Origin of the sequence: Pseudomonas sp. B19(2017), assembly GCF_002113165.1 — a bacterium.
Taxonomy (GTDB): Bacteria; Pseudomonadota; Gammaproteobacteria; order Pseudomonadales; family Pseudomonadaceae; genus Aquipseudomonas.
Genome location: NZ_NEJR01000001.1, coordinates 574,335 through 593,337, shown reverse-complemented (window position 1 = coordinate 593,337; position 19,003 = coordinate 574,335). Strand labels below are relative to the sequence as shown.

Sequence of the window (19,003 nt, the reverse complement as noted above, 5' to 3'; positions counted from 1 at the left end):
GGCATTCGGCGTAACGAATGCCGATTCTAGCCAATCATGGCCCCGGCCACGAGAAAATCGCCGGAAAGTCGCTGGCGTCCGTCGCGGTCATCGGGTAAGCCACCAGGAAGCCCTGCACGTACTCGCAGCCATTGGCCTTGAGCCAGGCTGCCTGGGCCGAGGTCTCCACGCCCTCGGCGATCACCGTGATTCGGTAGTCGGCGCACAGGCCGATAACGCTGCGCACCAACGCGGCATCCACTGCCGAGTCGGGCAGGCGTGCCACCAGGTGGCGGTCAAGCTTGAGGGTGTCGATCGGCAGGTCGCGCAACATGCGCAGCGAACAGTCGCCGGCGCCAAAGTCATCCAGCGCCACCCGCACGCCCAGCTCGCGCAAGCGGTGTATCTGTTTCACCGCCGCATCGATGTTGTACATCAACGAGGTTTCCGCCACTTCAACTTCCAGCTGCGCTGGGTCCAACTGGTAAAGCTGGATGACCCGATGCAGTTCGTCGACCAGGCTGGGCATGGAAAACTGTGCGCGGCTCAGGCTGATACCCAGCACCAGGTCTGCCGGAAAACGCTGGTACCAGGCTTGGCGCTGGGCCGCGCCCTGGCGGTAGATCCAGCTGGCCAGGCGGTTGATCAGGCGCGCCTCTTCCAGCAACGGAATGAACAGCCCCGGCGGTACGTCGCCGACACTGGGATGCTGCCAGCGCAGCAACGCCTCGAAGCCACGCAGGCGGCCATCGTTGAAGCCAACCTGCGGCTGGTAAACCAAGGTGAAGTCTTGCTGCTCGACGGCTGTGCGTACGCTGTCTTCAAGCATCAGCCGCGAGCGCGCCCGGCCGTTCAGCTCCTGATCGTAGAAGCGATACTGCTGGCGCCCGGCCTGCTTGGCCGCATACATCGCCGCATCGGCTGCGCGCAGCAGGCCTTCCACATTGGCGCCACAATCCGGATAGGTGGCGATGCCGATGCTCACCCCAAGGCACACATCCAGGCCTTCCACCTGGTGGCTGATGGAAATGCGTTCCAGCAAACGTTCGGCATAGCGCCCGGCTTGCTCCGGGTAAGGCAGGCTGTCGAACAGAGCAGTGAACTCGTCGCCACCCATTCGCGCCAGCAGCGCTTCACTGCCCAGGCAATCCTTGAGCTGTTCGGCCACCCAATGCAGTACCCGGTCACCCGCATCGTGGCCTAGCGAGTCGTTGATGCGCTTGAAGCCATCCAGGTCCATGTACATCAGCGCCTGTGCCTTGTCCGAGCGCTCGTTGCGCAGCAGCGCGCCTTCGGCAGCCTGGTAGAAACCGCGGCGGTTGAGCAGGCCGGTGAGTGGGTCGGTAACCGCCTGGTACTCCAGCTGCTGGTGCAGGTTGCGCACCGCCGACATGTCCAGCACGGTCACCACCATGGCTTGCTGCTCGGCAGGCAGCGGCGCACAGGACAACGCCACCGGCACCAGCTCGCCGCCAAGGGTGCGCAACTGGGCGTCGTGCACGCGGAAGATGCTCCGTGCCAGGTAGGCCTGGTAGAAATCCGATTCGTTCCACAGGCTGGCACTGGTCAGTTGCACCAGGTCAAGCATATGGGCGCCCTGCAACTGCTGCACCGGCGCTGACAACAAACGGGAAATGGCCGGGTTGGCAAAGCGGATGATGCCCTGGGCATCCACCACCAGAATGCCCTCGGCGGCGTTTTCCAGGATCGATGCATTGAATGCCCTGGCCGCTTCCAGTTCGCGGGTCAGGCGCTGCAGCATGCGCCGGTTGCGCTGCTGTTCGAGCAGGGCCTGGACCTTGGGCTTGAGGATTTGCGGGTCGAACGGTTTGAACATGTAGTCCACGGCACCGCTGGCATAGCCTTTGAGCACGGCCGCTTCGGACTGTTCGTTGGCGGTGAGGAAAATGATCGGGGTCAGCCGGGTGCGCTGGCTGCCGCGCATCAGCCGGGCGACCTCGAAACCGTCCATCTCCGGCATCTGTACATCCAGCAACACCAGGTCAACATCGTGTTCGAGCAACGCACTCAGGGCTTCCATCCCCGAGTTTGCCGTCAATACTTGCCAATCCTGACGGGCCAGCAATGCCCGCATGCTGATGAGGTTTTCGGGGTAATCATCTACCACCAGAAGAACCGAGTTGCCATCCAGTGGCTGGGGGTGAGGTTGAGCGCCATCCATGCTGCTTCTCTGTTTTGTGACCGACTTCAAGAATACGGTTGGATCCACTAGTACTCTAGACCTGAGCGGATAACACGCAATGCAATCAGAACGCTATCAGTGCCTCAACTGTACGGTAGCCGACTAACGGTCGCTTTGCCGCAATTATGTGCTGGCTGCTTCGCGGGCATGCCCGCTCCCACAGGGAACCCGCAAACCCTCCAGGCTGCGCAGAACCTGTCAACCATTAATGAAAAAACCCGCATCGCTGCGGGCTTTTTCATTAATGCCGAAGATCAGTTGACCTTGGCGGCCAACTCACCTTTCAGGTAGCGCTGGTACATGCCTTCCAGGGAGATCGGCTTGATTTTGGAGGCATTGCCAGCGGTGCCGAAGGCTTCGTAACGGGCGATGCACACGTCACGCATGGCCTTGACGGTTTCACCGAAGAACTTGCGCGGGTCGAATTCGCTTGGGTTCTGCGCCATCAGGCGGCGCATGGCACCGGTGGAGGCCAGACGCAGGTCGGTGTCGATGTTGACCTTGCGCACGCCGTGCTTGATGCCTTCGACGATTTCCTGGACCGGTACACCGTAGGTTTCCTTGATGTCGCCGCCGTACTGGTTGATGATCGCCAGCCACTCTTGCGGTACCGAGGACGAACCGTGCATCACCAGGTGGGTATTGGGGATGCGCTTGTGGATTTCCTTGATGCGGTCGATGGCCAGCACGTCACCGGTTGGTGGCTTGGTGAACTTGTAGGCACCGTGGCTGGTACCGATGGCGATCGCCAGGGCGTCGACCTGGGTCTTCTTGACGAAGTCGGCGGCCTCTTCCGGGTCGGTCAGCATCTGGCTGTGGTCCAGCACGCCTTCTGCGCCGATACCGTCTTCTTCACCGGCCATGCCGGTTTCCAGCGAACCCAGGCAACCCAGCTCGCCTTCCACCGAAACGCCGCAGGCGTGCGCCATGGCAACGGTCTGCTGGGTAACGCGAACGTTGTACTCGTAGTCGGTCGGGGTCTTGCCGTCTTCACCCAGCGAGCCGTCCATCATGACCGAGCTGAAGCCCAGCTGAATCGAGCGCTGGCAAACGTCAGGGCTGGTGCCGTGGTCCTGGTGCATGCACACCGGGATATGCGGGAATTCTTCGATGGCCGCCAGGATCAGGTGACGCAGGAACGGAGCACCGGCGTATTTGCGGGCACCGGCCGAAGCCTGGACGATCACCGGGGAGTCGGTCTTGTCGGCCGCTTCCATGATGGCGCGCATCTGCTCGAGGTTGTTGACGTTGAAAGCTGGTACGCCGTAACCGAACTCGGCGGCGTGGTCCAGCATCTGGCGCATGCTAATGAGTGCCATTGTGTATCTCTCTCCCGACAAGCGTCGTTTGTTTCGTGCAAGCCTGCCGCAGGGGCGGTTGCTGTTCAAGTAGTGTGGGCCACCCTCGCGGCCCGGCCAGTCACGGTGCCTTGCAGCCCCGCCCAATCAGATCGTTGGTTGCCACCCAGTACACCAGGCCTTCTTCGCCCTTGGTGTGGAAGGCCAGCATGCCATCGCTGTACAGCGCACCCGAGGCGCCCGGCTCGGCCTTGAGCCGGTAGACCTGGTCGCCGCCACCAAGGCGCACATCGACCTGGTCGCGTTGCGCATCGGCGAAGCGCCACAGCACTTCCGCCTGGGTGTCACAGACCCAACGGGTCCAGTCGTCTGCCGGGGCGGGTTGCGCCGGCTTCAGCAGCGAGCATCCTGCCAGTGTCGCCAGGGCCGTCACGGCCAAAAGCGCTTTCATTCAGCTTCCTCGATTTGGGGCTGCTGTGCAGCCCTTCGCGGGCTTGCCCGCTCCCACAGGTCAAGCGCTGTACCTGTGGGAGCGGGCAAGCCCGCGAAGGACCGCACAGCGGGCCCTACCTCAAGACCACAAATCAGCCTTCAGGTTGCCTGTTACCCGATCAAGGGCAACCCGGCGCCTTGCGCTGGTGGTCTTCGTCGTACTTTTCCAGGCCTTCCGGGCCCACGCGCTTGCTGATCACCGGCACGGTCTCGGCCTGCCACTCGGACTGGTAGCAACCGCCCTTGGGCGGCTGCGCCGGGTCGGCATCCGAGGCCGGGCTGCCGGCGCATGCGCTCAGCAACCCCGCCAGCATCATCACAGGCAATTGCTTGACCATCAGGCCACTCCCTTTGCCAAGCGCCGACGTCATCAGGCCTTGGCCCGCTCTTCCAGGATTGCCACGGCTGGCAGGACCTTGCCCTCGACGAACTCGAGGAAGGCGCCACCACCGGTAGAAATGTAGGAGATATCGGCGCCAACGCCATATTTGTCGATGGCAGCCAGGGTGTCACCGCCGCCGGCGATGGAGAATGCGGCGCTGTCGGCAATGGCCTTGGCCAGCACCTTGGTGCCGTTGCCGAACTGGTCGAACTCGAACACGCCGACCGGGCCGTTCCACAGGATGGTTTTCGACGACTTCAGCAGCTCGGCGAAGTGGGCAGCGGTTTGCGGGCCGATGTCCAGGATCATGTCATCGGCAGCAACGTCGGCGATGGCCTTGACGGAGGCTTCGGCCGTTTCGGCGAATTGCTTGGCAACTACCACGTCGACCGGCAGCGGTACGCTGACCTTGGCGGCGATGGCCTTGGCGGTTTCGACCAGGTCAGGCTCGTACAACGACTTGCCCACCGGGTGGCCGGCAGCCGCCAGGAAGGTGTTGGCGATGCCGCCACCGACGATCAGCTGGTCGCAGACCGAGCTCAGGCTGTTCAGCACGTCCAGCTTGGTAGAGACCTTGGAACCGGCAACGATGGCCGCCATCGGCTTGGCCGGGGCCTTCAGGGCCTTGCCCAGGGCGTCCAGCTCGGCAGCCAGCAGCGGGCCGGCAGCAGCGACCTTGGCGAACTTGGCTACACCATGTGTCGAACCTTCGGCACGGTGCGCAGTACCGAAAGCGTCCATGACGAACACGTCGCACAGCGCGGCGTATTTCTGCGCCAGTTCGTCGGCGTTCTTCTTCTCGCCCTTGTTGAAGCGCACGTTCTCGAACAGCACCAGGTCACCGGCCTTGACCTCGACACCGTCGAGGTAGTCGGCAACCAGCGGCACGTCGCGGCCCAGGGCCTTGCTCAGGTAGTCGGCGACCGGCTTGAGGCTGTTCTCGGCAGAGAATTCGCCTTCGGTCGGGCGGCCCAGGTGCGAGCAGACCATTACCGCTGCGCCCTTTTCCAGGGCCAGCTTGATGGTCGGCAGCGCTGCCAGGATACGCGCGTCGCTGGCTACCACACCGTCCTTCACAGGCACGTTGAGGTCTTCGCGGATCAGTACGCGCTGACCTTGCAGGTCGAGGTCGGTCATCTTCAACACGGTCATGAATGCAGTCCTTCAGGGCTGTTTGTTGCGGGTTGGGTGAACGACGTGCAGATAGTGTTCGGCCACGTCGAGCATACGGTTGGCAAACCCCCATTCGTTGTCGAACCAGGCCAGCAGGTTCACCAGCCGGGGGCCGGAAACACGCGTCTGGCTGGCATCGACGATCGCCGAATGCGGGTCATGGTTGAAATCACAACTGGCGTGAGGCAACTCGGTGTAGGCCAGCAAGCCTTTCAGCGGGCCTTCCAGCGCCGCCTCGCGCAGCACCCGGTTGACTTCGGCCGCACTGGTATCGCGGGCGGTCTGCAAGGTGATGTCCAGGCACGAGACGTTGACGGTCGGTACGCGTACCGCTTTGGCCTGGATTCGCCCGGCAAGTTCCGGAAGCAGGCGCTCGATGCCACGCGCCAGACCAGTGGACACCGGGATCACCGACTGGAAGGCCGAACGCGTGCGGCGCAGGTCTTCATGGTGGTAGGCGTCGATCACCGGCTGGTCGTTCATGGCCGAGTGGATGGTGGTGATCTGCACGTATTCGATGCCGAATGCCTGGTCCAGCACGCGCAGCAGCGGCACGCCGCAGTTGGTGGTGCACGAGGCGTTGGACACCAGGCGCTCGTTGCCGGTCAGGCAGGCCTGGTTGACACCGTAGACTACCGTGGCATCGACGTCGGCCTCACTGGCCATCGGCTGCGAGAACAGCACCCGCGGCGCACCGGCGTCGAGGAAGCGCTGGCCATCGGCGCGGGTGTGGTAGGCGCCGGAGCACTCCAGCACCAGGTCGATGTCCAGCGCGGCCCAGTCGATGCCTTCGGGGGTGGCACTGCGCATCACCTTCACGCAGTCGCCATTGATATGCAGACAGTCGCCATCGACCTTCACCTCACCGGGGAAACGCCCGTGGGTGGAGTCGAAGCGTGTCAGGTATTCCAGGCTGGCCTGGTCGGCCAGGTCGTTCAGCGCGACGATCTCGAAACCGGCCTTTGCCCCCCGCTCGAACAGCGCGCGCAGGACACAGCGGCCGATACGGCCATAACCGTTGAGTGCAACTTTGTAGGGACGCAGGTGGGGCATAGGTAGCTCTTGAACTCCGGCAGTTGAACGGGGCCGCTGCGCAGCCCATTCGCGGCACAAGGCCGCTCCTACAAGGGACGGCATACGCAGTACCCTGTAGGAGCGGCCTTGTGCCGCGAACGAGGGCCAAAGGCCCTCGCCTTCCTTGTATCAGTCTTCCAGCAGCTCTTCGGCAGTACCGAGGATGTTCTCCACGGTGAAGCCGAACTCTTCGAACAGTGCCGAGGCCGGCGCCGACTCACCGTAGGTGGTCATACCGATGACACGACCTTCCAGGCCGACGTACTTGTACCAGAAGTCAGCGTGAGCGGCTTCGATGGCGATGCGCGCGCTCACTTCCAGCGGCAGCACGGACTGCTTGTAGGCAGCGTCCTGGGCGTCGAACACGCTGGTGCATGGCATGGAAACCACACGCACCTTGCGGCCTTGCTCGGTCAGCTTGCCATGCGCCTGTACAGCCAGGCCCAGTTCGGAACCGGTGGCGATCAGGATCAGCTCAGGCTCGCCGGCGCAGTCCTTGAGCACGTAGCCGCCGCGGCTGATATCGGCGATCTGCTGCGCGTCGCGCTCCTGGTGCTGCAGGTTCTGGCGCGAGAAGATCAGCGCCGAAGGCCCGTCCTTGCGCTCCAGGGCGTTTTTCCAGGACACGGCGGACTCCACCGCGTCGGCTGGGCGCCAGGTGTCCAGGTTCGGGGTGCTGCGCAGGCTGGTCAGTTGCTCGATCGGCTGGTGAGTCGGGCCATCTTCGCCCAGGCCGATGGAGTCGTGGGTGTAGACATGGATCACACGCTGCTTCATCAGCGCCGACATGCGCACCGCGTTGCGGGCGTATTCCATGAACATCAGGAAGGTCGCGCCGTAAGGCACCAGGCCGCCGTGCAGGGCAACGCCGTTCATGATGGCGGTCATGCCGAACTCGCGCACGCCGTAGAACACGTAGTTGCCGCTGGCGTCGCTGGCTTCGACACCCTTGCAGCCCTTCCACAGGGTCAGGTTGGAACCGGCCAGGTCAGCCGAACCACCGAGAAACTCCGGCAGCAGCGGGCCGAAGGCGTTCAGTGTGTTCTGGCTGGCCTTGCGACTGGCGATGGTTTCGCCCTTGGCAGCCACTTCGTTGATGTAGGCCTGGGCCTTCTCGCTGAAGTCGGCCGGCAGCTCGCCGCTGGCACGGCGCTTGAACTCGGCAGCCAGCTCGGGGTAGGCCTTGGCGTAGGCGTCGAAGCGCTGGTTCCAGTCGGCTTCGGCCTTGGCACCGGCAGCCTTGGCGTCCCACTCGGCGTAGATTTCGGCCGGGATTTCGAACGGGCCGTGGTTCCAGTTCAGAGCCTTGCGGGCCAGGGCGATTTCGTCGTTGCCCAGCGGTGCGCCGTGGCAGTCTTCCTTGCCCTGTTTGTTCGGCGAGCCGAAACCGATGATGGTCTTGCAGCAGATCAGGGTCGGACGGTCGCTCTTGCGGGCGGTCTCGATGGCAGTCTTGATCTCGTCGGCGTCATGGCCGTCGACGTTGCGGATCACCTGCCAGTTGTACGCTTCGAAACGTGCCGGAGTGTTGTCGGTGAACCAGCCGTGCACTTCGCCGTCGATGGAAATGCCGTTGTCGTCGTAGAAGGCGATCAGCTTGTTCAGGCCCAGGGTGCCGGCCAGCGAGGCGACTTCGTGGGAGATACCTTCCATCATGCAGCCGTCGCCGAGGAACACGTAGGTGTTGTGGTCGACGATGGTGTGGCCATCACGGTTGAACTGGGCAGCCAGCACTTTTTCGGCCAGGGCGAAGCCCACGGCGTTGGCGATACCCTGGCCGAGCGGGCCGGTGGTGGTCTCTACGCCTGGGGTGTAGCCGTATTCCGGGTGGCCCGGGGTGCGGCTGTGCAGCTGGCGGAAGCCTTTGATGTCGTCGATGGTGACGTCGTAGCCGGTCAGGTGCAGCAGCGAGTAGATCAGCATCGAACCGTGGCCGTTGGACAGCACGAAGCGGTCACGGTCGGCGAAACTCGGGTTGCTCGGGTTGTGCTTCAGATAGTCGCGCCAAAGCACTTCGGCGATATCCGCCATGCCCATGGGGGCACCTGGGTGGCCGCTGTTGGCCTTTTGCACGGCATCCATGCTGAGGGCACGAATGGCGTTGGCACGTTCACGACGGCTGGGCATCGCTGATCTCCTGGGGGCTTGAATAGGTGGTGTCACGAAAAAAGGCGGCCATTTTCGCCCACTGCGGGGGCCGGGGGCAATGACGTATGGTCGCAGTCGGGGGATTTTCCTCTTATTGGCATTGATTTCGGGTAAAAATCCGGGGCTAGCACTCCGCCCATCAGCCAATATCAAAACTTTTTGATATTGACCTTGCGAGGGCAACGATGCATGTCTAGACTGCCGCCCCATGAACCTCCGTGCGCAATCGATCCCCGAGCAACGCGAAGCATTGGCCGCCCTGTGCAAAGCCAGTGGCGACGAGCTGCGCCTGAACGTGTTGCGCGCCTTGGCCAACGACTCGTTCGGCGTGCTGGAGCTGGCGCAGATCTTCGACGTGGGCCAGTCGGGCATGAGCCACCACCTGAAGGTGCTGGCCCAGGCCGAGCTGGTGGCGACCCGCCGCGAAGGCAATGCCATCTTCTACCGCCGTGCCCTGCCCGACAGCCTGCGCCTGGGCGGTCGGCTGCATGCGGCACTGCTCGAAGAGGTCGATGACCTGACCCTGCCGCCCGATGTGCAGGCGCGCATCGCCCAGGTACAGCAACGCCGCGCTGCCACCAGCCAGGACTTCTTCCTGCGCGTGGAAGAGAAGTTCCGCGCCCAGCAAGACCTGATCGCCGGCCTGCCGCAGTACCGCGAAAGCCTGCTGGCGCTGCTCGACAAACTGAATTTCGACCCGGCCGCCAGCGCCCTGGAGGTCGGCCCCGGCGACGGTGGCTTCCTCCCCGACCTGGCCCGGCGCTTCGCCCAGGTCACCGCGCTGGACAACAGCCCGACCATGCTCGAACTGGCGCGCCAGGTGTGCCAGCGCGAGGGGCTCGACAACGTGAACCTGCAGTTGGCCGATGCACTGGGTGCAACGGATGTGGCCGCCGACTGCGTTGTGCTGAACATGGTGCTGCACCATTTCAGCGACCCGGCCCTGGCCTTGCGCCAGCTGGCCAAACGGGTGAAGGCAGGCGGCAGCCTGCTGGTAACCGAACTGTGCAGCCATGACCAGGGGTGGGCGCGCGAAGCCTGCGGCGACCTGTGGCTTGGCTTCGAACAGGACGACCTGGCCCGTTGGGCCAACGCCGCCGGGCTGTCCCCCGGGGACAGCCTGTACGTGGGCTTGCGTAACGGTTTCCAGATCCAGGTCCGCCATTTCCAGCGGACGGCTGGCGACATACACCATCGGTAAATTTCAGGAACCTTCGAGATGAGCGAATACTCCCTTTTCACCTCCGAGTCCGTGTCCGAAGGGCATCCGGACAAGATCGCCGACCAGATTTCGGACGCCGTCCTTGATGCCATCATCGCCCAGGACAAATACGCCCGCGTAGCCTGCGAAACCCTGGTCAAGACTGGCGTCGCCATCATCGCCGGCGAAGTCACCACCTCCGCCTGGGTCGACCTGGAAGAACTGGTGCGCAAGGTCATCATCGACATCGGCTACAACAGCTCCGACGTCGGTTTCGACGGCGCCACCTGCGCCGTGATGAACATCATCGGCAAGCAGTCGGTGGACATCGCCCAGGGCGTCGACCGCTCCCGTCCGGAAGACCAGGGCGCCGGTGACCAGGGCCTGATGTTCGGCTACGCCAGCAACGAGACCGACGTGCTGATGCCAGCACCGATCTGCTTCTCGCACCGCCTGGTCGAGCGCCAGGCCGAAGCGCGCAAATCGAAGCTGCTGCCATGGCTGCGCCCGGACGCCAAGTCGCAGGTCACCTGCCGTTACGAAAATGGCAAGGTGGTCGGCATCGACGCCGTGGTGCTGTCGACCCAGCACAACCCTGAGGTTTCGCAGAAAGACCTGCAGGAAGCCGTGATGGAGCTGATCGTCAAGCACACCCTGCCTGCCGAACTGCTGCACAAGGGCACCCAGTACCACATCAACCCGACCGGCAACTTCATCATCGGTGGCCCGGTGGGTGACTGCGGCCTGACCGGGCGCAAGATCATCGTCGACTCCTATGGCGGCATGGCCCGCCACGGTGGTGGCGCGTTCTCCGGCAAGGACCCGTCCAAGGTCGACCGTTCCGCCGCCTACGCCGGCCGCTACGTGGCCAAGAACATCGTCGCCGCCGGCCTGGCCGAACGTTGCGAGATCCAGGTTTCCTATGCCATCGGCGTGGCCCAGCCGACCTCCATCTCGATCAATACCTTCGGTACCGGCAAGGTCTCCGACGACAAGATCGTCCAACTGGTGCGCGAGTGCTTCGACCTGCGCCCGTACGCCATCACCACCATGCTCGACCTGCTGCACCCGATGTACCAGGAAACCGCTGCCTACGGCCACTTCGGCCGTACCCCGCAGCAGAAGACGGTCGGCGACGACACCTTCACTACCTTCACCTGGGAACGCACCGACCGCGCCCAGGCGCTGCGTGACGCTGCCGGCCTGTAAGTTTTCCTGCAGCGCTGGTCGAAAGCCCCTGCCGAGCAATCGGCTGGGGCTTTTTTGTGACATATGGGCTGACAAACGCTGCATGGCGACCCGCACGCAACCTTCCTAGTCTGATGGCTCCCACCCGCCATGCAAGGATGCTGGCCATGCCGTTCATGCTGCTGCTCGCCCTGCTGTTGACGCTTAATTCCCCCCTGGCACGTGCCGCCACATGCCCCGCCTGGAACCCGCAACAAGTCGAGGCTGAAGTGAGCCGACTGCGCGCCACACTTGCCCGCTGGGACGACCATTACCATCGTCAGGGCATCGCATTGGTGGCCGATGAACTGTACGACCAGAGCCGCCAGCGCCTGGTGCACCTGCAGCAATGCTTTGGCATCGCGACCACCCAGTCCCCGCTGGCCAGTGCTGGCGGGCCAATCCCGCATCCGGTGCCGCATACCGGCGTCGACAAGCTGGCCGACCGCGCGGCTGTAGAACGCTGGCTGGCCGGCAAGGCCGATGTGTGGGTACAGCCCAAGGTCGATGGCGTAGCGGTCTCGCTCATCTACCGACAGGGCCGGCTGGAGCAGCTGATCAGCCGTGGCGACGGCGTGCAGGGGCACGACTGGAGCCGTCACATTCCCCAGCTCCACGCCATCAATCGGCAGCTGCCCCTGGCCATCGACCTGCAACTGCAGGGCGAACTGTACCTGCGCCTGGACGCGCACGTGCAAGCCCAGGCTGGCAGCGCCAACGCCCGAGGCACGGTAGCCGGGCTGCTGGCTCGCAAGCAGCTGGGGCGTGAGCAAGGCGAGCGCATCGGCCTGTTCGTGTGGGACTGGCCGCAGGGCCCCGAGCAGCAGGCCGAACGCCTCGCACAGCTGGCACAACTGGGCTTTGCGCACAGCCAGGATTACAGCGTCGCCATAGAAACCGCAGACGATGCGGCGCACTGGCGCGAGTACTGGTACCGCTCACCCCTGCCCTTCGCCACCGATGGCGTGGTGCTCCGCCAAGGCGTCCGGCCACCGGCAGAGCGCTGGCAGGCCAAGGCCCCCTACTGGATCGCAGCGTGGAAGCACCCGTACACGCAGGCCCTGGCCGAAGTGCGCGATGTACGCTTCCGCGTCGGCCGCACCGGTAGGGTTACACCCGTCTTGCAGGTGCTGCCGGTCACCCTCGATGACCGGCGCATCACCCAGGTGAGCCTGGGCTCGCTGGCACGCTGGCTCAAGCTCGACATCCGCCCCGGTGACCAGGTGGCCGTCAGCCTTGCCGGGCTGACCATCCCGCGCCTGGAGCAAGTGGTGCACCGCGCCACCGAGCGCCAACCGGTCGCCGTACCAGCGCCCGGTCAACATCATGCCCACAGTTGCTGGCAGATCAGCGCAGGCTGCGAGGACCAATTCATTGCCCGACTGACCTGGCTCAGCGGCAAGCAGGGGCTGGCCCTGCCCCGCACCGGCACTGGCACCTGGCGCCGGCTGGTGTCTGCCGGGCTGGTGACATCGATGACCGACTGGCTGCATCTGGATGCCGAGCGCCTGGGCCAGGTAACCGGCATCAGCGACGCGACGGCTGGGCAGTTACTCGGCAGTTTCGACCAAGCACGCTCACGGCCGTTTGCCCAATGGTTGCGCGGACTGGGTGCGCCAACCCCCGCTGGCATGCAGGTGACAGGCGACTGGCTGGAGCTTGCTGCCCGCACAAACCTCGAATGGCAAGCCATGCCCGGTATCGGCGAAAAGCGTGGGCAACAGCTTGCAGGTTTTTTTGCGAGTACCGAGGTTCAAGCCATTGCAGCGCAACTGGCGAAGGCCGGGATCGACGGATTCCGGATCGACAGGCAGAGCATCGAGCAATGAATTCTTACCAATTCGCCTGTAGAGAAATCCCGAGATTCAACCGGAAAACCCCAACAAGGGTTTCTAAATGGGCAAAACCAAGGCAGGATTTCCCCCAACTTTTGCTGCCCCGCCCCGTCAAGGAGGCTTTTCATGAAACGTATTTCAACCCTTTTCCTGCTCGCGACACTAGGCCTGGCCGCTGGTGCCGTACAGGCGGCCCAGCCGGATGCCGGCCTGACCGGTTGCGCCGCCAAGCGCAGCGCCATCGAGAACCAGTTGAAGATTGCCCGAGACCACGGCAACAACGACCAGGCCGCAGGGCTCGAAGCGGCACTGCGAGGGGTCGAAAACTGCACCGATGCCGGGCTGCGCAAGGAACGTGAGCAGAAGGTGCTCGAAGCCCGTCACGAAGTGGCGCAGCGGGAAAAGGACTTGAAAAAAGCCGAGAAGAAAGGCGATTCGGAAAAGATCAACAAGCGCAAGGACAAGCTGGCCGAGTCACGCAAGGAACTGCAGGAAGCGGTGGACGATCTGGATCGCTGACAGAGACTCGAATAAGGCGTTGCCTTTACTGGCCTCATCGCCGGCAAGCCGGCTCCCACAGGTACTGCATTGCACTCAAGGGCAGCGTGATACCTGTGGGAGCTGGCTTGCCGGCGATGAGGCCGCAACAGGCCATCAATGATTACGAAACTCGGTATGACAGGCCTTGCAAGCCGCTTCGACCTTGTCCATGGGCGCCTTCAACTGCGCAGCGTCCAGCGGCTGGCCGCGGGTGACATCGACCATTTCGCCAGTGACGCCTTCCAGCTGCCGGGCCAGGTCATGAAAGCGCGCCTGACGCTCCCATACCTCGGCCCGTGCGCTACTGTCACCACCATCACGCGCCTGTGGAAAGTGCTGCCAGGGTTGGCGCGAAAGGTTGTCCAGCTTCAGCGCACCGTCGGCAAACTTCACCCCGTCGAACGGCAACCGCCCACGCAACATGCCGCCCAGGTCTTCGCTGGTCTTGAGCATGTCCTTGAAGATCACCTTGCGCTTGCCCAGCGGGGAGTTCGGATCAACCCGGTCACAACCACCCAGGGCCAGTGCTGCCAGCAGTACAACGGTCAATCGCTTCAACATCACGGTCACTTCGGCCTAGGCAAATGGGCGGCCAGTATCGCCGCCCAAGGGCCAAAGACCAATAGCCACATAAATAACAGGGGTGAATATTCATGTTCACCCATGACAGGAACGTACTCATGAAATCTGCCCTGCGCCATCTGGCCTGGACACTCCCGGCGCTGGCCCTGCTGGCCGGCTGCAACGGTGGCGAAAGCGCCAAACCCGAGCCCCACGCCATCGCCACCTACGCCAATGCCACCTGGCAGGACCTGCCTACCGTCAGCGACAGCGACCTGGTGGCCGGCTTCCAGGCCTGGCGCAACGGCTGTGAAAAGCTCAAGCGCGATACCGTCTGGGCCAGCACCTGCGAAGCAGCCGCCAGCGTGCCCGACAATGCCTTGCAGGTGCGCGCCTTCCTGCAACAGAACTTGCAGGTATACGGCCTGCGTTCGGCCGAAAACAATGCCAACGGCCTGATCACCGGTTACTACGAACCGGTCTACCCCGGCAGCCTGAGCCAGTCGGCAACCAACCATGTGGCAGTTTACGGCGTACCCGAAGACATGATCGTGGTCGACCTGGCCAGCGTGTACCCCGAACTTAAGGGCAAGCGCCTGCGCGGTCGCCTTGACGGCCGGGTGCTCAAGCCTTACGACACCGCCGAGGTGATCAACCGTGACGGCGTAAAGGCACCGGTGCTGGCCTGGCTGACCGACCCGATGGACCTGCAGTTCCTGCAGATCCAGGGTTCCGGCCGGGTACAACTGGAAGATGGTCGCCAGCTGCGCCTGGGGTACGCCGACCAGAACGGTCACCCCTACCGGCCGATCGGGCGCTGGCTGGTGGATCAGGGCCAGTTGAAGAAGGAAGAAGTGAGCATGGGTGCTATCCATGCCTGGGCCCAGGCCAACCCGCAGCGGGTACCTGAACTGCTCGCCAGCAACCCCAGCTATGTGTTCTTCAGCACCCGCCCGGACAGCAACGAAGGGCCGCGAGGTTCGCTGAACGTGCCGCTGACCGCTGGCTACAGCGTGGCCATCGACCGCAAGGTGATTCCGCTGGGCAGCCTGCTGTGGCTCTCCACCACACGCCCGGACGGTACGCCGGTAGTACGGCCAGTGGGGGCTCAGGATACCGGTGGGGCGATTACTGGCGAGGTGCGGGCCGACCTGTTCTGGGGCACCGGCCCGGAGGCCGGGGAACTGGCCGGGAACATGAAGCAGCAGGGGCAGATCTGGATGCTGTGGCCCAAGGGCAAGCCGCTGCCTGAGGTGCCGAAAGTGCCTTGATCGGTGGTAGATTCTTCGCGGGCTTGTCGGACCGCCGCACCGCCGCTCCCACAGGTACACCACAGCCATTGAATCCTGTGATGTACCTGTGGGAGCGGCGGTGCGGCGGTCCGACAAGCCCGCGAAGAAGGCAACGCGGTCTCAGATGGAAACCACGAAGAACGCCACGATCATCGCCATCCCGGCAAACCACACCAGCGATCGCAAGGCAGCCCAGTCAGCCAGGTAGCAGATGATGTAAAGCAGCCGACTGGTGATGTACATCACCCCCAGCACATCCTGGGTCACCTGCTCGGCATTGCCGACGATATCCGCCACCAGCACCGCCGCAGCAAATGCCGGAAAGGCTTCGAAACTGTTCTGCTGGGCGGCATGCGCGCGCCGCGGCAGCCCGGACAGGGTATCCAGGAACGCACGCGGGTCATGGTTGTCGCGCATCCGGAAGCGGCCACTACCGACTTTGGCGATCAAACCACACAGTGGCGGCAAGACCAGCGCAATCAGGATGCACCACAGGGCAACAGTCATGGACAGGACTCCTTGTTCAGTCTTCAGGTCAAAGCTTCATTACCAGCATGCCGGCCAACACCAGCCCGCAAGCTAGGAGTCTCGGACCGCCAAAAGGTTCTTTCAGGTAGCGCATGCCCAGCAGCACCACCAGAATCACGCTTAATTCGCGCAGTGCCGCTGCCTCGGCCACCGACCCCAGATGCATGGCCCACAGCACCAGCGCGTAACTGAGCAATACGCACAACCCCACTGCCAGCCCCAGGCGCCACTGCAGGCGCCAGAACAGCACGAATGGCGCCCGCCGGGCCACACTCGCCAGCAGCGGGAAGGGCCAGGCACTGAGCAAGGTCAGCCACACCAGGTAATCCCAGGGCTTACCCCACAGGCGCACGGCCTGGCCGTCGAACCAGGTGTAGCAACCTATGCACAGGCCAATCAGGGCGACCACCGGCAGCATCGACCAGGGCAGCCGGTCACCGCCGCCACCCTGCCACAGCAGGCAAGCCATGCCACAAGGGATCAGCAGGATGCCGATGATCTGCTGCTGGCTCAGCGACTCGCCGGCAAAGGCCAGGGTCAGCCCCAGCACCACCAGCGGCGACAGCCCGCGCATCAGAGGATAGACCAGCCCCAGGTCGCCCACGCGGTAGGCCTGGATCAACAGGAAGCGGTACAACTGCTCGGCCAGCGCCGAAGCCAGCAGCCAAGGCCAGATGGTGGCCGGCGGTACCTCGACGAAGGGCACCGCCAGCACCGCGAAGGCCAACGCCACCGTATCCATGCTGGCGATTACCAGCAGGCGCTCGCCGCTGAATTTGATCAGGGTATTCCAGGTCGCATGCAGCAGGGCAGCGACCAGCACCAGGGATGTTGCCAACACGCCTTGTTGTCCTCGTGGCTTTTTATGGCTGGGACTATATAGCGTTCGAGGGCCGCTGTGCGGCCCCTTACATGGGAACGATTCAAACGACTCTGGTCAAACCTTGTGTCCCGAACCCCGTGCCAGGTCATCAAAGAACTGCCCGAGCCGTTCGGGTTATGACTTGGAAGCCACTGTTACAGGATTCGGGATGCTTGAACTAGTTGCCGCGTTTATCTGCCTCACCACCCTCCTCACCTATGTGAATTACCGCTTCATCGGCCTGCCCCCCGCCATCGGCGTGATGGTCACGGCGCTGCTGTTTTCCCTGATGCTGCAGGGCCTGAGCCTGATCGGCTTCCCCGGCCTGGAAGCGCGCGTCGAAGGGCTGATGAACCAGATCGACTTCAACGACCTGCTGATGCACTGGATGCTGGCGTTCCTGCTGTTCGCCGGCGCCTTGCACGTCAACCTCTCCGACCTGCGCAACTACCGCTGGCCCATCGGCCTGCTGGCCACCGTCGGCGTGCTGATTGCCACCGTGGTCATCGGCTACCTGTCACACTGGGTGTTCGCCCTGTTCGGCTGGCAGGTACCGCTGATCTATTGCCTTTTGTTCGGTGCACTGATCTCGCCCACCGACCCGATTGCCGTGCTGGGCGCGCTGCGTACCGCCAATGCCTCCAAACCGCTGAAAACCACCATCGTCGGCGAGTCGCTGTTCAACGACGGCACCGCTGTGGTGGTGTTCACCGTGCTGCTGGGCATCATCCAGTTGGGCGAAACGCCGAGCATGGCCGACACGGCGATCCTGTTCGTCCGCGAGGCCATTGGCGGCGTGCTGTTCGGCGCCCTGATCGGCTACGCCACCTACCGCATGATCAAGAGCGTCGAGCAGTACCAGGTGGAAGTGATGCTGACCCTGGCGCTGGTCATCGGTGGCTCGGCGATGTGCTACGAGCTGCACGTTTCGGCGCCAATCGCCATGGTGGTGGCCGGGCTGATCATCGGCAACCTGGGGCGCAACCTGGCGATGAACGACATGACCCGTCGCTACATGGACGGTTTCTGGGAACTGATAGACGACATGCTCAACGCCCTGCTGTTCGCGTTGATCGGCCTGGAGCTGTTGCTGCTGCCATTCAACTGGATGCACCTGGCGGCCGGTAGCGTACTGGCGCTGGCGGTGTTGCTGTCGCGCCTGCTGACCGTGGCCCCGGCGATCGTGCTGCTGCGGCGCTGGCGCCCGGTGCCCAAAGGCACGGTGCGAGTGCTGACCTGGGGTGGCCTGCGCGGTGGTGTGTCGGTGGCCCTGGCACTGTCGCTGCCGCTGGGCGATGAGCGTGACCTGCTGCTGTCGATCACCTACATCGTGGTGCTGTCGTCGATCCTGGTGCAGGGGTTGAGCATCGGGCGGGTGGTGCGCAAGGTCAGCGCCCAGCCTTGAGATAGTTTCCGGCCTTTTCGCGGGCTCGCCCGCTCCCACAGGTACACCACAAGTTTCAGAAACGGTGGCGTACCTGTGGGAGCGGGCAAGCCCGCGAAGCGCCGAACACTGATCTTATTCCACCGCCGAATCAGGGAACTGGTCCTGAATGTACTTGATCTCGGTCCGCCCATGCGGCGCCGGCAACCCATCCTCGCCAAGGTTGACGAAGACCATCTTGTCGACCGTGAGGATGGCCTTGCGGGTAATCTTGTTGCGCACTTCGCACTTGAGGGTGATCGAGGTACGGCCGAACTCGGTGGCGGTGATGCCCAGCTCGATGATGTCGCCCTGGCGCGAGGCACTGACGAAGTTGATTTCCGATATGTACTTGGTCACCACGCGCTGGTTACCCAGCTGGACGATGGCGTAGATCGCTGCCTCTTCGTCGATCCAGCGTAGCAGGCTGCCACCGAACAAAGTGCCGTTTGGGTTGAGGTCTTCGGGTTTAACCCACTTGCGGGTATGAAAGTTCATTTGTACTCCTGACCTGCCTGGCTAACGTGTAGCAATGATGGCAGAGCGGCCGCTGTCGCTCCATTGAACATCGACTATCGTCGCGATTAATCGACAGAAAGCCTTGGGCAAGCCGACGGGCGCGGCTATAATCTTCGCCGCTTCACATGGCCGCCCACAGCGGCGCCATGCCCGCCACCCGTCCGAGGGGCGCTGCAGCAGGCTAGGCCTGTCAGGCTCGGATGGGGCGTTGCTCGCTCTCGCGGGCGCTTAACGCACAACGGCGCCCATTCGCACACTACGAATGG

At 63.5% G+C, this 19,003-nt stretch carries 17 protein-coding genes and 1 riboswitch; of the genes, 6 read left to right on the top strand and 11 right to left on the bottom strand.

The genetic code is table 11. From position 1 onward, the window contains the following. Window positions 1–34 precede the first annotated feature (34 nt). The 7 genes from CAF70_RS02760 to tkt all read right to left on the bottom strand — a co-directional run bounded on the left by CAF70_RS02760 (window position 35) and on the right by tkt (window position 8,728). A complete protein-coding gene (locus tag CAF70_RS02760) occupies window positions 35–2,161 on the bottom strand; it encodes a bifunctional diguanylate cyclase/phosphodiesterase (protein ID WP_085621773.1) in 2,127 nt (708 codons plus the stop codon). Between the two features lie 275 nt (window positions 2,162–2,436). Continuing rightward, window positions 2,437–3,501, bottom strand: coding sequence for a class II fructose-bisphosphate aldolase (fba, locus tag CAF70_RS02755; RefSeq protein WP_085621772.1), 1,065 nt, complete (start codon window positions 3,499–3,501; stop codon window positions 2,437–2,439). A 100-nt stretch (window positions 3,502–3,601) separates the two neighbouring features. Beyond that, window positions 3,602–3,931 (bottom strand): MliC family protein, encoded by a 330-nt coding sequence (locus tag CAF70_RS02750; protein WP_013974499.1) that lies wholly within the window; start codon window positions 3,929–3,931, stop codon window positions 3,602–3,604. 160 nt (window positions 3,932–4,091) lie between these two features. Continuing rightward, entirely contained in the window at window positions 4,092–4,343 is a 252-nt protein-coding gene (locus tag CAF70_RS02745) for a hypothetical protein (protein ID WP_025340881.1), read from the bottom strand. Further along, entirely contained in the window at window positions 4,343–5,506 is a 1,164-nt protein-coding gene (locus CAF70_RS02740) for a phosphoglycerate kinase (protein ID WP_085621771.1), read from the bottom strand. Before CAF70_RS02740 ends, CAF70_RS02745 begins: the two co-directional genes overlap by 1 nt. 12 nt (window positions 5,507–5,518) lie before the next feature. Beyond that, complete coding sequence (gene epd / locus CAF70_RS02735) at window positions 5,519–6,580, bottom strand: erythrose-4-phosphate dehydrogenase (protein WP_013974502.1); 1,062 nt, start codon at window positions 6,578–6,580, stop codon at window positions 5,519–5,521. A gap of 150 nt (window positions 6,581–6,730) precedes the next feature. Beyond that, window positions 6,731–8,728, bottom strand: a complete 1,998-nt coding sequence (gene tkt / locus CAF70_RS02730) for a transketolase (RefSeq protein ID WP_085621770.1) — start codon at window positions 8,726–8,728, stop codon at window positions 6,731–6,733. A 229-nt stretch (window positions 8,729–8,957) separates the two neighbouring features. On the opposite strand from tkt, the gene CAF70_RS02725 reads away from it, so the two are divergent. The 4 genes from CAF70_RS02725 to CAF70_RS02710 all read left to right on the top strand — a co-directional run bounded on the left by CAF70_RS02725 (window position 8,958) and on the right by CAF70_RS02710 (window position 13,531). Then, a complete protein-coding gene (locus CAF70_RS02725) occupies window positions 8,958–9,950 on the top strand; it encodes a metalloregulator ArsR/SmtB family transcription factor (RefSeq protein WP_085621769.1) in 993 nt (330 codons plus the stop codon). Between the two features lie 18 nt (window positions 9,951–9,968). Continuing rightward, on the top strand, window positions 9,969–11,159 hold the full coding sequence (metK, locus tag CAF70_RS02720; protein ID WP_085621768.1) for a methionine adenosyltransferase: 1,191 nt from the start codon (window positions 9,969–9,971) through the stop codon (window positions 11,157–11,159). Window positions 11,160–11,305: 146 nt separating this feature from the next. Beyond that, window positions 11,306–13,006 carry an NAD-dependent DNA ligase LigB gene (ligB, locus tag CAF70_RS02715; RefSeq protein ID WP_085621767.1) on the top strand — a complete coding sequence of 567 codons (1,701 nt, stop codon included), beginning with the start codon at window positions 11,306–11,308 and terminating at the stop codon, window positions 13,004–13,006. 132 nt (window positions 13,007–13,138) lie between these two features. Continuing rightward, window positions 13,139–13,531, top strand: coding sequence for a DUF1090 domain-containing protein (locus CAF70_RS02710; RefSeq protein ID WP_085621766.1), 393 nt, complete (start codon window positions 13,139–13,141; stop codon window positions 13,529–13,531). A 135-nt stretch (window positions 13,532–13,666) separates the two neighbouring features. Here the strand turns inward: CAF70_RS02710 and CAF70_RS02705 are convergent, their stop codons facing one another. Continuing rightward, window positions 13,667–14,113, bottom strand: a complete 447-nt coding sequence (locus CAF70_RS02705; RefSeq protein WP_085621765.1) for a cytochrome c — start codon at window positions 14,111–14,113, stop codon at window positions 13,667–13,669. A 119-nt stretch (window positions 14,114–14,232) separates the two neighbouring features. Between CAF70_RS02705 and CAF70_RS02700 the strand changes: the two genes are divergently transcribed. Continuing rightward, complete coding sequence (locus CAF70_RS02700) at window positions 14,233–15,384, top strand: murein transglycosylase A (RefSeq protein ID WP_085621764.1); 1,152 nt, start codon at window positions 14,233–14,235, stop codon at window positions 15,382–15,384. 141 nt (window positions 15,385–15,525) lie between these two features. Here CAF70_RS02700 and CAF70_RS02695 read toward each other — a convergent pair whose 3' ends face one another. Both CAF70_RS02695 and CAF70_RS02690 read right to left on the bottom strand, forming a co-directional pair. Beyond that, the gene (locus CAF70_RS02695) at window positions 15,526–15,912 is read right to left on the bottom strand and encodes an MAPEG family protein (RefSeq protein ID WP_085621763.1); all 387 of its coding nucleotides are present in this window, start codon (window positions 15,910–15,912) and stop codon (window positions 15,526–15,528) included. A 28-nt stretch (window positions 15,913–15,940) separates the two neighbouring features. After that, window positions 15,941–16,774, bottom strand: a complete 834-nt coding sequence (locus CAF70_RS02690) for an EamA family transporter (protein WP_085621762.1) — start codon at window positions 16,772–16,774, stop codon at window positions 15,941–15,943. A 190-nt stretch (window positions 16,775–16,964) separates the two neighbouring features. Between CAF70_RS02690 and CAF70_RS02685 the strand changes: the two genes are divergently transcribed. After that, a complete protein-coding gene (locus CAF70_RS02685) occupies window positions 16,965–18,200 on the top strand; it encodes a sodium:proton antiporter (RefSeq protein ID WP_085621761.1) in 1,236 nt (411 codons plus the stop codon). Between the two features lie 114 nt (window positions 18,201–18,314). Here the strand turns inward: CAF70_RS02685 and CAF70_RS02675 are convergent, their stop codons facing one another. Next, the gene (locus tag CAF70_RS02675) at window positions 18,315–18,716 is read right to left on the bottom strand and encodes an acyl-CoA thioesterase (protein WP_009399312.1); all 402 of its coding nucleotides are present in this window, start codon (window positions 18,714–18,716) and stop codon (window positions 18,315–18,317) included. 178 nt (window positions 18,717–18,894) lie between these two features. After that, window positions 18,895–18,991: riboswitch (S-adenosyl-L-homocysteine riboswitch) on the top strand. The last annotated feature ends 12 nt before the right edge of the window (window positions 18,992–19,003 follow it).

What these genes read in the sequence shown, in the direction of transcription:
- CAF70_RS02760 (WP_085621773.1), bottom strand. Translation starts at nt 2,161, where the DNA reads ATGGATGGCGCTCAACCTCACCCCCAGCCACTGGATGGCAACTCGGTT.
- fba (WP_085621772.1), bottom strand. Translation starts at nt 3,501, where the DNA reads ATGGCACTCATTAGCATGCGCCAGATGCTGGACCACGCCGCCGAGTTC.
- CAF70_RS02750 (WP_013974499.1), bottom strand. Translation starts at nt 3,931, where the DNA reads ATGAAAGCGCTTTTGGCCGTGACGGCCCTGGCGACACTGGCAGGATGC.
- CAF70_RS02745 (WP_025340881.1), bottom strand. Translation starts at nt 4,343, where the DNA reads ATGACGTCGGCGCTTGGCAAAGGGAGTGGCCTGATGGTCAAGCAATTG.
- CAF70_RS02740 (WP_085621771.1), bottom strand. Translation starts at nt 5,506, where the DNA reads ATGACCGTGTTGAAGATGACCGACCTCGACCTGCAAGGTCAGCGCGTA.
- epd (WP_013974502.1), bottom strand. Translation starts at nt 6,580, where the DNA reads ATGCCCCACCTGCGTCCCTACAAAGTTGCACTCAACGGTTATGGCCGT.
- tkt (WP_085621770.1), bottom strand. Translation starts at nt 8,728, where the DNA reads ATGCCCAGCCGTCGTGAACGTGCCAACGCCATTCGTGCCCTCAGCATG.
- CAF70_RS02725 (WP_085621769.1), top strand. Translation starts at nt 8,958, where the DNA reads ATGAACCTCCGTGCGCAATCGATCCCCGAGCAACGCGAAGCATTGGCC.
- metK (WP_085621768.1), top strand. Translation starts at nt 9,969, where the DNA reads ATGAGCGAATACTCCCTTTTCACCTCCGAGTCCGTGTCCGAAGGGCAT.
- ligB (WP_085621767.1), top strand. Translation starts at nt 11,306, where the DNA reads ATGCCGTTCATGCTGCTGCTCGCCCTGCTGTTGACGCTTAATTCCCCC.
- CAF70_RS02710 (WP_085621766.1), top strand. Translation starts at nt 13,139, where the DNA reads ATGAAACGTATTTCAACCCTTTTCCTGCTCGCGACACTAGGCCTGGCC.
- CAF70_RS02705 (WP_085621765.1), bottom strand. Translation starts at nt 14,113, where the DNA reads ATGTTGAAGCGATTGACCGTTGTACTGCTGGCAGCACTGGCCCTGGGT.
- CAF70_RS02700 (WP_085621764.1), top strand. Translation starts at nt 14,233, where the DNA reads ATGAAATCTGCCCTGCGCCATCTGGCCTGGACACTCCCGGCGCTGGCC.
- CAF70_RS02695 (WP_085621763.1), bottom strand. Translation starts at nt 15,912, where the DNA reads ATGACTGTTGCCCTGTGGTGCATCCTGATTGCGCTGGTCTTGCCGCCA.
- CAF70_RS02685 (WP_085621761.1), top strand. Translation starts at nt 16,965, where the DNA reads ATGCTTGAACTAGTTGCCGCGTTTATCTGCCTCACCACCCTCCTCACC.
- CAF70_RS02675 (WP_009399312.1), bottom strand. Translation starts at nt 18,716, where the DNA reads ATGAACTTTCATACCCGCAAGTGGGTTAAACCCGAAGACCTCAACCCA.